The sequence below is a fragment of the Amycolatopsis sp. NPDC003861 genome, assembly GCF_053605405.1.
The window spans coordinates 1-13,675 of the sequence record NZ_JBSGJD010000253.1 but is presented as its reverse complement, the minus strand read 5'-3'; the positions used below and the strand labels follow the sequence as shown (position 1 = coordinate 13,675).

11 protein-coding genes, 1 rRNA gene and 1 pseudogene are annotated in these 13,675 nt (G+C 72.6%); 11 read left to right on the top strand and 2 right to left on the bottom strand.

Annotated elements, in window-relative coordinates; translation table 11 throughout:
- From rrf to ACWEVN_RS39690, 11 genes are all read left to right on the top strand, one after another.
- Window positions 1-91 (top strand): 5S ribosomal RNA (gene rrf, locus ACWEVN_RS39740); the annotation flags it as partial.
- Window positions 92-188: 97 nt separating this feature from the next.
- Window positions 189-2,417: a hypothetical protein gene (locus ACWEVN_RS39735; protein ID WP_452054720.1), complete on the top strand. Its 2,229-nt coding sequence runs from the start codon at window positions 189-191 to the stop codon at window positions 2,415-2,417.
- Window positions 2,410-3,375 carry an HAD-IIA family hydrolase gene (locus tag ACWEVN_RS39730; RefSeq protein WP_452054719.1) on the top strand — a complete coding sequence of 322 codons (966 nt, stop codon included), beginning with the start codon at window positions 2,410-2,412 and terminating at the stop codon, window positions 3,373-3,375. The genes ACWEVN_RS39735 and ACWEVN_RS39730 overlap by 8 nt, the downstream gene beginning before the upstream one ends.
- A gap of 17 nt (window positions 3,376-3,392) precedes the next feature.
- Window positions 3,393-3,590 carry a hypothetical protein gene (locus ACWEVN_RS39725; protein ID WP_103347425.1) on the top strand — a complete coding sequence of 66 codons (198 nt, stop codon included), beginning with the start codon at window positions 3,393-3,395 and terminating at the stop codon, window positions 3,588-3,590.
- 5 nt (window positions 3,591-3,595) lie between these two features.
- Window positions 3,596-4,423 (top strand): TlyA family RNA methyltransferase, encoded by an 828-nt coding sequence (locus ACWEVN_RS39720; RefSeq protein WP_452054718.1) that lies wholly within the window; start codon window positions 3,596-3,598, stop codon window positions 4,421-4,423.
- The gene (locus ACWEVN_RS39715) at window positions 4,420-5,346 is read left to right on the top strand and encodes an NAD kinase (protein WP_449687977.1); all 927 of its coding nucleotides are present in this window, start codon (window positions 4,420-4,422) and stop codon (window positions 5,344-5,346) included. The genes ACWEVN_RS39720 and ACWEVN_RS39715 overlap by 4 nt, the downstream gene beginning before the upstream one ends.
- A gap of 91 nt (window positions 5,347-5,437) precedes the next feature.
- Complete coding sequence (gene recN, locus ACWEVN_RS39710) at window positions 5,438-7,219, top strand: DNA repair protein RecN (RefSeq protein ID WP_449687982.1); 1,782 nt, start codon at window positions 5,438-5,440, stop codon at window positions 7,217-7,219.
- A gap of 68 nt (window positions 7,220-7,287) precedes the next feature.
- A complete protein-coding gene (locus tag ACWEVN_RS39705; RefSeq protein ID WP_452054717.1) occupies window positions 7,288-8,274 on the top strand; it encodes a zinc-binding alcohol dehydrogenase family protein in 987 nt (328 codons plus the stop codon).
- Window positions 8,271-9,446, top strand: coding sequence for a DUF1266 domain-containing protein (locus ACWEVN_RS39700; protein WP_452054716.1), 1,176 nt, complete (start codon window positions 8,271-8,273; stop codon window positions 9,444-9,446). The genes ACWEVN_RS39705 and ACWEVN_RS39700 overlap by 4 nt, the downstream gene beginning before the upstream one ends.
- Before the next feature lie 98 nt (window positions 9,447-9,544).
- Complete coding sequence (steA, locus tag ACWEVN_RS39695) at window positions 9,545-10,729, top strand: putative cytokinetic ring protein SteA (protein ID WP_449687974.1); 1,185 nt, start codon at window positions 9,545-9,547, stop codon at window positions 10,727-10,729.
- Window positions 10,726-11,676, top strand: a complete 951-nt coding sequence (locus ACWEVN_RS39690; protein WP_452054715.1) for a copper transporter — start codon at window positions 10,726-10,728, stop codon at window positions 11,674-11,676. The genes steA and ACWEVN_RS39690 overlap by 4 nt, the downstream gene beginning before the upstream one ends.
- A gap of 67 nt (window positions 11,677-11,743) precedes the next feature.
- On the opposite strand, the gene ACWEVN_RS39685 is transcribed toward ACWEVN_RS39690, so the two are convergent.
- Together ACWEVN_RS39685 and ACWEVN_RS39680 are read right to left on the bottom strand one after the other, a co-directional pair.
- The gene (locus ACWEVN_RS39685) at window positions 11,744-13,009 is read right to left on the bottom strand and encodes an alginate lyase family protein (RefSeq protein ID WP_452054714.1); all 1,266 of its coding nucleotides are present in this window, start codon (window positions 13,007-13,009) and stop codon (window positions 11,744-11,746) included.
- Between the two features lie 90 nt (window positions 13,010-13,099).
- A pseudogene (locus ACWEVN_RS39680) lies at window positions 13,100-13,573 on the bottom strand (aspartate/glutamate racemase family protein); the annotation flags it as partial.
- Window positions 13,574-13,675: the final 102 nt, after the last annotated feature.

The window sequence follows — 13,675 nt, the reverse complement described above, 5'->3', positions numbered from 1 at the left end:
GCCCGGTCCCATTCCGAACCCGGAAGCTAAGCCTGACAGCGCCGATGGTACTGCAACCGAAGGGTTGTGGGAGAGTAGGACACCGCCGAACTTACCTTCCGTACGGCCCGTTAGGATAGCCAGTTGGCTGCCCTAGCGGGCCGTACGCGTATGTCCAGGACAAGATTTTTTTCACGGCAGGAGGCCAGGTGTCCGAGTTCGGTCGACGAGACTCAAGCGATGATGGGTCCGGCCGGTCGGCACGCCGGGACGAAGGCTCCCGGGGCCGGTCGGACGGACCCCGGAGGAACCAGGGCGGCGCGCGGCAGGACCGCGGCGGCCGCGACGGCGGCTACCAGGGCCGGCCGCGCCGCGACGACCGCGGGGTGCGCGGCGGTGGCAAGCCGTTCCGCGGCGGCGACGGTCCCCGCGACCGCGACCAGCGCGGAGGATACGCAGGTCAGAGCCGCGCCGGCGGCCGCAACTTCAGCGACCGCGACGACCGCCGCGGCAGCTACGGCAGCCGCGACTCGGGCGGCGGCCGCTTCTCCGACGGCCCGAGCCGCTCCGGCGGCGGCCGTTACGAAGACCGGGGCGCCGGCCGGTCGGGCAGCCGCTACGAGGACCGGGGCAACAGCCGTTCCGGTACCCGCAACGACAGCCCGGGCCGCAGCTTCGACGATCGTGGAGGCCGCCCCCAGGGCAAGTCCTCGTATGGCGACCGTAAGCCCCGCTGGGAAAACCGCCGCGACGACGACCGAGGCGGCCGCCCGGGCGGCTTCCGTTCGGACGACCGCCCCCGCGGCGGCGATTCCCGCGGCACCCGGACGGGTGGTTTCCGCTCTGACGACCGCGATCGCCGCGATGATTCGCGTGGTGCTCGGACGGGTGGTTTCCGCTCCGACGACCGCGACCGCCGCGATGATTCGCGGGGCACTCGGACCGGTGGCTTCCGCTCGGACGATCGTGACCGCCGCGACGATTCCCGGGGCACGGGTGGCTTCCGTTCGGACGACCGGGGTCGGCGGGACGATTCGCGGGGCGGGTACCAGCGCCGGGACGACGACCGCGGCGGCCGCACCGGCGGTTTCCGCTCCGAGGACCGGGGTCGGCGGGATGATTCGCGGGGCGGGTACCAGCGCCGGGACGACGACCGCGGCGGCCGCACGGGTGGCTTCCGCTCGGATGACCGGGGCCGGCGCGACGATTCGCGTGGCGGCTACCAGCGGCGCGACGACGACCGCGGCCCCCGCACGGGTGGCTTCCGCTCGAACGACCGGGACCGGCGCGACGACGACCGCGGCGCTCGCTCCGAGGACCGGGGCCGTGGCGGCGACCGGCGGGATGAGTCTCGCGGTGGTTACCAGCGGCGGGATGACCGTGGCGGCTTCCGGTCCGAGAACCGGGACCGTCGCGATGGCGAGCAGGGCGGTTACCAGCGCCGCGATGACGAGCGCGGTGCCCGCTCGGGCGGCTTCCGCTCGGAAGACCGCGGCCGGTCCGACGACCGGGACCGTCGTGACGGCGAGCGGGGCGGCTACCAGCGGCGCGATGACGACTCGCGGGGTGACCGCGGTGACCGTGGCAGCTACCAGCGCCGGGACGACAGCCGTGAGAACCGTGGTGAGCGCAAAGACCGTCCGCGGGGGAACCCGCGGCCCAAGGTCGGCGCGCCGCTCGATGACGAAGCTCTCGCCAAGGAACTCCTCGAGGCGCCCGAGCTGCCCGAGGACATCGAGTTCTCCGACCTCGACGAGGAAGCCCGCCGTGAACTGCGGACGCTGCCGAAGGGGCTGGCCGAGACCGTCGGGAAGCACCTCGTCGCCGCCGGGGGGCTGATCGACAGCGATCCCGAGGCCGCCCTCGAGCACGCCAAGTACGCCAAGGCCAAGGCCTCGCGCGTCCCGATCGTGCGCGAAGCCCTCGGCCTGGTCGCCTACCACGCCGGCAACTGGTCCGAGGCCCTCTCCGAGCTGCGGGCCGTCCGGCGGATGACGCGCAGCGACGACCACATCGCCATCATCGCCGACGCCGAGCGGGCTCTCGGGCGTCCCGAGCGGGCCCTCGACCTCGCGAAGGAGGTCGACACCGCGAAGCTCACGAAGGCCACCCAGGTCGAGCTGGCGATCGTCGCGGCCGGGGCGCGGCGGGACCTCGGGCAGCTCGATGCCGCCGTCGTCTCGCTGCAGGGTGACGACCTCAAGGCAGAGAAGCGCGACCCGTGGAGCGCTCGCCTCTTCTACGCCTACGCCGACAACCTCGCGGCCGCCGGGCGCAAGGACGAGGCCATCCAGTGGTTCCTCAACGCTTCCGAGGCCGATGCCGAAGACGAGACCGACGCCGCCGAGCGGGCTGCCGATCTGTCGAACGCGGAGAACACCGAGGACGTGAAGAACACGGTGAACGCGGAGAACGAGGACGAAGACACCGATGAGTGACGCCCTCCTCGCGGCCTACGACGCGGTCCTCTTCGACCTCGACGGCACCGTCTACCACGGCACCCGGGTCATCCCGGGTGCCCCGGAGACGGTGCGGGCCGCGCGGGAGCACGGCACCCCCATCCGGTTCGTCACGAACAACGCCTCCAAGGCCCCCGGCGAGGTCGTCGCGCACCTCACCGGCCTCGGCGTGCCCGCCGGGACCGATGAGGTGCACACCAGCGCCCAAGCCGGCGTGCAGCTGCTGAAGGAACGCCTGGACGGCGGCGCCGAGGTCCTCGTCGTCGGCACCGAGTCGCTCGCCGCCGAAGTGGCGCAGGCGGGTCTCCAGCCGGTGCGGGAGAACGCGCCCACCGTCCAGGCCGTCGTCCAGGGGCACTCGCCCGACAACACCTGGGCCGCGCTGGCCGAAGCCTGTCTGGCCATCCGCGCCGGCGCACTCTGGGTGGCCTGCAACGTCGACGCCACCCTGCCCAGCGAGCGCGGCCTCCTGCCCGGCAACGGGTCGATGGTCGCCGCGCTGCGCACCGCCACCGACGTCGAGCCGCTGGTCGCCGGAAAGCCCCAGCCGCTGCTGTTCGAGACCGCCGCCCGGTCGGCGGGTGCGCAAAACCCGCTGGTCGTCGGCGACCGGCTCGACACCGACATCGCCGGTGCGGTCGCCGCGGGCATCGACTCCCTCGTCGTCCTCTCCGGCGTCGCGACGCCGAAGCAGCTGATCGAGGCCGTCCCGGCCGAGCGCGGCACCTACCTCGCGAAGGACCTCACCGCGCTCACCGAGCGGGCCGAAGACCTCAAGATCGGGCCGCGGCCGGGCTGGACCGTGACCGTCGAGAACCGGACCCTGACGGCCGAGGGCGACGGCGACGAGCTGGACCTGCTCCGCGCGCTCTGCCACACGGCGTGGGAGACCGGCGTCACCGAACTCGGCGAGCGCGCCAAGGCGAAACTGTCCTGACTGATACCGTTTGCGGTGTGCAGGACCACCCCTTCCCCGTCCCGGGCCCGCCGCCCGGTTCGTTCTCGCAAGCGACCGACCCGCGGGCCGGCATCGACGAAGCCGTCGCCGGGCTGGACGACCTGGACGCGCTGCCGCTCGCGGAGCACGTCGAGCGCTTCGACGCCGTGCACACCGAGCTGACGGTCGCCCTGTCCAGCATCGACAAGGTCTGATCGGCGTGCCCAAGCGGGCCCGCCTCGACGCGGAACTGGTCCGGCGCGGCCTCGCACGGTCGCGCGAGCAAGCCTCGGCCCTGATCACCGGCGGCAAGGTCACCGTCCGCGGGATGGTCGCCACCAAACCCGCCACCGGCGTGGAGTCCGACGCCCCCATCGTCGTCAAGGACGAAGACGACCCCGGGTGGGCCTCGCGGGGTGCCCACAAGCTGCTCGGCGCCCTCGAAGCGTTCACGGAGCTGAGCGTCGAAGGCAAGCGCTGCCTCGACGCCGGCGCGTCCACCGGCGGCTTCACCGACGTCCTCCTGCGCCACGGCGCCGCCACCGTGATCGCCGCCGACGTGGGCCGTGGCCTGCTCGACTGGCGGATCCGCACCGACGAACGGGTGGTGGTCATGGATCGCACGAACGTCCGCAACCTCACGCCCGACGACCTCGGCGGGCCGGTCGACCTGGTCGTCGGGGACCTGAGCTTCATCTCCCTCAAGCTCGTGCTGCCCGCACTCACGGCCTGCGCGCGCGAAGGCGCCGACCTGGTGCCGATGGTGAAGCCGCAGTTCGAGGTGGGCAAGGACCGCCTCGGCAGCGGCGGTGTCGTCCGCGACCCCGGGCTGCGCGCCGAGTCCGTGCTCACCGTCATCGACGAGGCCGCGAAACTCGGGCTCGCGCTGCGCGGGGTGACCGCCAGCCCGCTGCCCGGACCGTCCGGGAACGTCGAGTACTTCGTGTGGCTGAAGAAAACCCACGTGGCCGAGTCCACTGTGGACGCGGTAAACAGGACTGAGGCCGAGCGGCTCGTCCGGACCGCCGTCGAGGAAGGGCCCGCATGACCACCGAACGTGAAGTGCTCCTCATGGTGCACCCCGATCGCGAAGCGACCGGCGAAGCCGCGCGCGAGGTTTCGGCGCGCTTCGCCAAGGCCGGCATCCGGATCCGGGTGACCGAGCACGACGTCTGCGCGCTGATCAACCCCGAACAGCACGGCGTCGGCGCGACCTGCACGGTCGTCGACCCGGACGACAACCCCGCCGACGGCGTCGAGCTGGTGTTCGTCCTCGGCGGCGACGGCACGCTGCTGCGCGCGGCCGAGCTGGCCCGCCCGGCCGGCGTGCCGGTGCTCGGCGTGAACCTCGGGCGCGTCGGCTTCCTCGCCGAAGCCGACTCCGACGCCCTCGCCGACACCGTCCAGCGGGTCGTCGACGGCGACTACCAGGTCGAAGAGCGGATGACCATCGACGTCACCGTCACCCACGACGGTGCGGAAGTCGCCCGCACCTGGGCGCTCAACGAGGCCAGCGTCGAGAAGAGCACCCGGGAGCGGGTGCTGGACGCGCTGATCGAGGTCGACGGCCGTCCGGTGTCCGCCTTCGGCTGCGATGGTGTGCTCTGCGCCACACCGACGGGTTCGACCGCGTATGCGTTTTCGGCGGGCGGCCCGATCATCTGGCCGGACGTCCAGGCGCTGCTGGTGGTGCCGAGCAACGCGCACGCGATGTTCGCGCGGCCGCTGGTCGTCTCCCGGGACTCGGTGATCACCGTCGGGATCGACCCGGACGGCTCGTCGGCGGTGCTGACCTGCGACGGGACCCGCCCGATCGACCTGCCGCCGGGCGCGCGGGTGCGCGTCACCTGCGGCAAGACGCCGGTGCGGCTGGTCCGGCTGTGGGACGGCCCGTTCACCGATCGCCTGGTCCAGAAGTTCTCGCTGCCGGTGAAGAGCTGGCGCGAGCGGCACGCGCGCCCCTGCGAGTGACCCACCGTTCAGCGATTCGTTCGAACACATCGGCGACGCGCCGGGGTCCCGGGCGCGCAGAGTGTCGGTGGTGGCCGCTACCGTAGGCGGCGTGCTGGCCGAGATGCGCATCCAGGGCCTCGGAGTCATCGAGGACGCCCTGCTGGAACTGCACGCGGGCTTCACCGTCGTGACCGGTGAGACGGGTGCGGGCAAGACCATGGTCGTCACCGGGCTGCACCTGCTGTCCGGTGGCCGGGCCGAGGTGTCCAAGGTCCGGACGGGGATGCTCAAGGCGTTCGTCGAAGGACGGTTCACCTACGCCGGCGTCGAAGGCGCCGAGCGGATCGTCACCGACTCGGGCGCGGACGTGGACGAGGACGGCAGCGTGATCGCGCTGCGCGCGGTCGCCGTCGACGGGCGGTCCCGCGCCCACCTCGGCGGCCGGTCCGTGCCGGTCGGCGTGCTGGCGGAGCTGTCGGAGCAGCTGATCGCGGTGCATGGGCAGAACGACCAGCTGCGGCTGTTGCGGCCGGCCGAGCAGCGCGCGGTGATCGACCGGTTCGCCGGGGACGCCGTCGCGAAGCCGCTGCAGGCCTACCGGGAGATCCGGGCGGAGTGGCTGGCGGTGATCGCCGAGCTGACCGAGCGGTCGACGCGCTCGCGGGAGATGGCCCAGCAGGCCGACCTGCTCAAGCACGGCCTGACCGAGATCGACGCCGTCGCGCCGGAGCCGGGCGAGGACGACGAGCTCACCGCGCAGATCAAGCGGCTCGCCGCGGTCGACGAGCTGCGTGCCGCCGCCACCGAGGCGCACGTCGCGGTGTCCGGCTCCCCGGACGGCGACCCGGACGCGCCGGGGGCACTGGGTTTGGTCGGGGAGGCGCTGCGGCGGCTCTCGACGGCGGAGGACGCCGTGCTGCGCGAGCTGGCGCCGCGGCTGGAGGAGGCGTCGGTGCTGCTCTCCGACGTCGGGGCCGAACTGGGCACCTACGTCGAGACGCTGGACGCCGACCCGGCGCTGCTGGAGAAGGTGCTGGCCCGCCAGGCCGACCTCAAGCGGCTGACCCGCAAGTACGCGGCGGACGTCGACGGCGTGCTCGCCTGGGCCGACGACGCCCGGCGCCGCCTGGAGTCGATGGACACGTCGGAGGAGGCGCTCGCCGAGCTCGCGCTGCGGCGCGACCAGCTGGCGATCCAGCTCTCCGCGCACGCGGCCGAGGTGTCGGCGGCGCGGGAGAAGGCGGCGGCCGAGCTGGCCGCGGAGATCACCCGGGAGCTGTCCGGGCTGGCGATGGGCCAGGCGGCGATCGAGGTGACGGTCGAGCAGCGCCCCGCCGAACACGGTGACACGCACGCGTTGACCATCGACGGCCGCGCGGTGCACGCGGGCGCGGACGGCGTCGACGACGTCGAGCTGCTGCTGCGCGCGCACGACGGCGCCCCGCCGCTGCCGGTCCACAAGGCCGCTTCGGGCGGTGAGCTGTCGCGGGTGATGCTGGCCATCGAGGTGGTCCTGGCGCACGCGGACACCGTCCAGACGCTGGTGTTCGACGAGGTCGACGCCGGGGTGGGCGGCCGCGCGGCGGTCGAGATCGGCCGGCGGCTGGCCCGGCTGGCGCGCACGCACCAGGTCCTGGTGGTGACGCACCTGCCGCAGGTGGCGGCGTTCGCGGACCAGCACCTGGTGGTGGACAAGGGCCACACCGGCGGGGTCACGCGCAGCGGCGTGAAGAACCTGAGCCAGACCGAGCGGGTCAGCGAGCTGGCCCGGATGCTCGCGGGCATGGACAACGAGACGGGCCGGGCGCACGCGGAGGAGCTGCTGGCGACGGCCGAGAAGGACAAGACGGAGTTCGAGCCGAAGAAGAAGCGCGCGGCGAAGAAGAAGTAGGCGCCGGGGGAAATACTCCCCGCCTCCCGGCAGTTGTCGTGACGACTGCAGGTGGCGAAAGGATCCCGATGCGCGCGGTGGTACTCCGAGAACCCGGTCCGGTCGAAAACCTCGAGCTCACCGAGCTGCCGCTGCCGGAGGTGAAACCCGGCTGGGTCCGGATCGCCGTGAAGGCGTTCGGCCTCAACCGCTCGGAGCTGCACACCCGGCTCGGGCTGGCCGACGGCGTCACCTTCCCGCGCGTGCCCGGCATCGAGGCCGTCGGGGTCGTCGACGCCGGCGGCGGCTTCGCGCCCGGGCAGCAGGTCGCCACCATGATGGGCGGCATGGGCCGCACCTTCGACGGCGGCTACGCCGAATACACGCTCGTGCCCGAAAACCAGGTCATCCCGTTCCACAGCGACCTGCCGTGGGAGGTCATCGGCCAGGTGCCGGAGACGCTGCAGACCGCGTACGGCTCGCTCACCACCGGCCTCGACCTCCAGAAGGGCCAGACGCTGCTGATCCGCGGCGGCACGTCCGCGCTCGGGTTCGCCACCGCGACCCTGGCGAACGACCTCGGCGCCACCGTCTTCGCGACCACCCGGCAGCCCGGACGGCTCGCAACCCTGCGCGAACACGGCGTCGACCACCCGCTCCTCGACGACGGCGACGTCGCGGCACAGGTCCGCGAGATCGCTCCCGAAGGCGTCGACGCCGCCCTCGAACTGGTCGGGACGCCGACCCTCCCGGACACCCTGAACGCCACCCGCGTGCACGGGACGGTCTGCTTCGCCGGCATGTTGTCCAACGAATGGACGATCTCGAACTTCTATCCGATCGGCTACCTTCCCGCTGGGGTCCGGTTGACCGCTTATGGTGGTGAGGCGGACGACCTGCCGGCCTCCGTGCTCCAGCGTCACCTCGACCGGATCGCTCGCGGCGAAGCGAGCCTCGGCCCGGTCAAGGTGTACCCGATGGCGGAGATCCGGCAGGCGCACGACGACCTGGAGCACAACCGGACGGCGGGCAAGCTCGTCGTGCTGACCGGCCGAGCGGAGGGAGCCGCACCGTGATCCTGCCGCCGCCCGCCGATGTCGAAGCCCAGCTCGCCGCCGCGCGGCGGGACGGCGACCTCGACCGCTACCTCGGCCTGCTCGCCGGCGAGGAGCTGTTCGTGCCGATCCGGCGGGTGGACGCCCGGAGCATCCTCGACGAGCGGGCGGAGACCTTCCCGAACGTCTACTTCGAGACCGGCGGCGACGAGTTCCTGCAGGTCTTCACCCGCGGCGCACTGCCGGACTTCGGCCCGGACATCGTGGCCATGAGCGGCGCGCTCGACTGGGCGGTCGACGGCGTCGGGCGGCACGAGCGCGTCGTGTTCAACCGCGGCACCCGCGGCGAGTGGCGGCTGGCCGGGGCGACGCTGCAGCCGTGGCTCGACGCGCACCCCGACGACGTCACGCCGCTGGAAGAGCAGGTCGAGCGGCTGATCACCGCGCCGTACGGGCACCTCGAAGGGCCCATCGCGCACGCGCTCGCCTGCGGTGCGCACCTGGCCGTGCTCAACGCAGCGCCCTGGAACCTCCTCGACGGCCGCTACCACGACTACGTCGCCGAGGTGCGCAGCCTGCGGGACTGGTGGGGCGTGGCCGACCCGCCCGGCTGGCGCGCCACCATGACCGACCTGATCGGCGACGGCTACGCGCTGACCCCCGGCAACCTGGTGCTCATGCTGCGCCTGCGGTTCGCCGCCGAGTACGGGCTGCCCGGCGCCGAGTTCGACCCGCTGACCTGGGCGCAGCTGGTGGACCGGTGGTGCACCGAGAACGACGCCGCGGACCAGGCCGACGAGCTGCGGGAGACCGTCCGCCGGGTGTCCCGGTACGAGCGGCGGCTGCGCGCCGACGGCCTGGTCGACGCGGACGGCTGCGTGACGACGGCGCTGTCCTGGGACGTCGGCCGCGCGGTCACCATCGCCCGCGCCGGGCTGGCCGCCGGGTACTGCGACGCGTTGAGCGCCGAGCTGATGGTGCTCGAAGCCGGATCCCTGGCCCGCCGCTACCACCAGTCATGGGCCGACCTGTCGGCGGGGTACGTCATGGGCCGGGTGCTGCACGCCGGCGAAGACGAGTTCGGCGAGTGGTACCCGGCGGCCGTGCGCGTCCACCACCAGCTCCTTCAGGATCCGGCGAGCCCCTGGCTGAACCTCGATTTCGGCTCGCTGTCGGAGGAGTCCGAGGCCTGACCCGCGCGGGGGAGGGCGACCGGGCTCACCACAACGAGTCACAGCAGCTACGGCGTGGCGTACCTCGTCCCACGAGCAAATTTGTCACCATCGGCCACATGAAGCTCACGGGTCTGCTCACGCGGAATCAAGAACCCCTGCCGGGGATCACCGGGGTCGCCCGGGTCGACCGCCGCACCCGGGAGCTGCTGCGCCGGATCAGTCCCGGCGACATCGTCGTGCTCGACCAGCTGGACCTCGACCGCGCGACGGCCGACGCCCTGGTCGACGCCGAGGTCGCCGGCGTGGTCAACGCGTCGCCGTCGATCTCCGGCCGGTTCCCGAACATGGGCCCCGAGATCCTCGTCGCGGCCGGCATCCCGCTCGTCGACTCGGTCGGCGGCGAGCTGCTGCGCTCGATCAAGGACGGCACGAAGCTGCGCCTGCTCGACGGCATCGTCTACATCGGAGAGCGGCAGATCGCCTCCGGCATCGAGCAGACCGCCGAGAGCGTCGCCGACCAGATGATCGAGGCCAAGGCCGGGATGTCGACGCAGCTGGAGGCGTTCTCGGCGAACACCATCGAGTTCCTGCGCCGCGAGCGCACCCTGATCCTCGACGGCGTCGGCGTCCCCGAGCTGAAGGTGCCGCTGCGGGACCGGCACGTGCTGGTCGTCGCGGGCGGCAACGGGCACGCCGAGGACCTCAAGAAGCTCAAGAAGTACATCGCCGAGCACCGCCCGGTGCTGATCGGTGTCGACGCCGGCGCGGACACCCTGCGTGTGCAGGGCTACCGGCCGGACGTCGTCGTCGGCGACCCCACCGGGATCGGCACCGCCACCCTGCGCGGCGGCGGCGAGGTCGTCGTGCCCGCCGCGCCGGACGGCCACGCGCCCGGGGTCGAGCGCATCCAGGACCTCGGCATCGGCGCGGTGACGTTCCCCGCGTCGGGCAACGCCGAGGACCTCGCACTGCTGCTGGCCGACGCGCACGGCGCCGGCCTGGTCGTCACCGTCGGCTTCCAGGCCACCCTGCGCGAATTCCTCGACCACGGCCGGTCCGGCTCCAACCCGTCGACGTTCCTGACGCGGCTGAAGCTGGGCACGAAGCTCGTCGACGGCAAGGCGGTGGCCACGCTGCACCGCAACCGGGTGTCGATCGGGGCGGTCGTCCTGCTCGTGCTCGCCGCGGTCGTGGTGGTCGCCGCGGCCCTGCTGGTGTCCGATGTGGGCTCGGTCTACCTCGACTGGCTCAAGGGCACCTGGAATTCGTTCTACGCCTGGGTCAAGGGATTGTTCACGTGATTTCGCTGCGCTACCACGTCGTTTCCATCGCCGCCTGCTTCCTCGCGCTGGCCGTCGGCGTCGTGCTCGGCTCGACCGCGCTCAACGGCACGCTGCTGTCCGGGCTCGCGGGAGAGAAGAAGGACCTCGGCAGCCAGGTCGCCGACCTGGAGGCCCAGCGCAACGCGCTCAACGCCCGGCTGACCGACGCCGACGCCTTCGCCGGCTCGATGGGCCCGAAGGTCGTCGCCGGCGCGCTGGACAAGCGGTCGGTGGTGCTGGTGACCACCGAAGACGCGCGCCCGGCCGACCGGGACGCGCTCAAGCAGCTGGTCGGCCAGGCCGGCGCCGCGGTGACCGGCGAGGTCCAGCTGACGTCGGCGTTCGCCGACCCGGAGAAGGCCGACCAGCTCCGCGACGTCGTCACGCGGCTGCAGCCGGCCGGCTCGAAGTTCCCGACGGCGGGCGACTCGGGCACCCTGGCCGGCGCGCTGCTCGGCTCGGTGCTGCTGCTGGACAAGACGACGGCGAAACCGCAGTCCTCGCCCGAGGAACTGGCGGCGGCGCTGAGCGGGCTCACCGACGGCGGGTTCGTCAAGGCCGGGCCGGACGTCAAGCCTGCCCAGCTGGCCGTCGTGCTCACCGGTGCCCAGGCGACCGGCGACGGCGCGGGCGACCGCGCGGCGACGATCGCCCGGTTCGCGACCCAGCTCGACCGCAGCGGTGCCGGCGCGGTGCTCGCCGGTGACGCCGGTTCGGCCGACGGTACCGGCGCGCTGGGCGTGGTCCGGGCGGATACCTCGGCGACGTCGATCCTGTCCACAGTGGACAATGCGGACACGTCGGCCGGGCGGGTGAGCACCATCCTGGCGTTGAAGGAACAGCTCGACGGCGGTGCCGGCCGCTACGGCGTCGCGGGCAACGCCCAGGCGCCCGCACCCGGCGTCACCGCACCGGCCGGCAACTGAGCACTCTGCCGCGGCTCGTCGTGAGTGGTAAGGCGGGTTAGAACCCTCCTTACCACTCACGAGGGCCTTACCGCAGGGGTGGGTCGAGGGGGAAGCAGGACACCCGCACCGGCCAGGTGTCGCCGCCGGCCGGCAACGGCATCCGCTTGAGCGCCGCGGCCGCGTCGGTGTCATGGGCCTCTTCGGCCGCCGCGTGGAAGATGTCCGCCGCGATCGACTGGTCGAACACGCCGATCTGCTGGTGCGGCCAGGCCGCGGCCCCCTGCAGGGCGCCCGGGATCAGCTGGTCGACCACCTTCCGCAGGGTCACGCCGTTCGCCGCCCGGTACTTCCAGACGTCGACCCCCAGGTTCTTCCCGACCTCGGCCAGCCGGCCCCACGCCGTCAGGTTGAAGTTGACGTAGTGCCACGACATCGTCCGGGACAGCTCCAGGGGCTGGCTGCCGTCCGCGGCGAACTGGACTCCGAATCGCTTCCGCTCGGCGTCGAGCACGATCTTGCGGGCCGCGTCGCGGTGCCCCAGGTACGCCGAGATCGTCGCGTTCTGCATGTCGAGGAACGTGCCGTGGTTGTTGGTGGCGGCCAGTTCCAGCTTGGCCTGCGGGCTGGTCTGCATCCAGTTCAGGTACTGCGTCAGCCACGCCTTGATCCCCGCGCGGTCCTTCCCGGTCCAGCCCGGCGCGCCGCCGTCGAGCAGCGCGAACGCGTCCATCAGCTGGCTGAACGACTGCGTCGAGTCGATGATCCCGGTGCCGCTGACCGTGTCCTTGCACGGGATGATCTGGCTGTAGGTCATGTTCGGGTTCATCTTGGTGGCCGGGTCGAGGAACCACGTCCGGATGTCCAGTGCCGCGCGCTTCGCGTACTTCGCGTCGCCGGTGTAGTACCAGGCCAGCGAGAGGTAGTACATCGCGTCCCACGCCCACATCCGGTAGGTGTGGTCGGTGATCGCGTCGGCTTCCGGGTTGCGCTGGCCGTCCTTGTTGACGTACGGGCAGCCCTGCGGGTTCTCCGGCGTTTTCGGCTGGCTCGCCCACCAGTAGGGCGCCTGGCTCGTGTAGTCGTGCTTGTCGCCGCTCGGGGGCGCGGACGGCTTGTCCATGACCGACCACGGCCCGTCGGTGAGCGCGGTGTCGGCCTTGGCCAGCACCGCTTTCAGCGCGTCCCGCTGTGCCTTGGTCGCGTGGCCGCCGCGGATCGCCTGCTTGATGTTCGCGAGCTTGGCGCCGTCGGTGACGATCGTGTGGGGTGGGGACGCAGCCACCGCTGTTCCGCTCACCGGGACCAGCAGCATGCTCGCCGAAACCGCCAAGGCGCCGAGAACTCTTCGCACGTGGACCGCCTTCCGGGGACGTCGAATCCCCACGTCGTCACCGGGCGGCGGTACGGCTGCAGGGATTCTGACGTTCCCGGAAGGCAGGTGTCAATCGGGCCAGGTGCGCCGCTTGTCCAGCGGCCGCGCGTACGAGCCCGCGCGGCTCGTCCGCAACCCCAGCGCCACCAGGGATTCCGCGAGGTGGACCGCGGCGGCGACGCCGTCGATGACGGGGATGTCCAGCATCGTCGCGATCTTCCGGTCCAGCCCGGTCATCCCGGCGCACCCGAGCACCAGCACCTCCGCTCCGGCGTCCCGCGCGCGGCGGCCGGCGGTGAGCAACGCCGATTCCGTCCGGCGTTCGTCGGTCAGCTCCAGCACGCCGAGCCCGGCGCCGGTGACCGTGACGCAGTTCTGCGCGACTCCGGCGGCGTGCAGGCTGTCCTCGATCAGCCCGCACGTCCGGTCCAAAGTGGTCACCACGCCGTAGCGGCGGCCGAGCAGGCAGGCCAGGTGCGCGGCGGCCTCGGTGATGTCGACGACCGGGACGTCCAGCAGCTCGCGCGCGCCCTCGCGGCCGTGGGGGGGGGGGGGGGGGGGGGCCGGGGGGGGGGGGGGGGGGGGGGGGGGCCGCCCCCCCCCCCCCACCCCCCCCCCCCCCCCCAAACCTCACCCCCCCCCCCC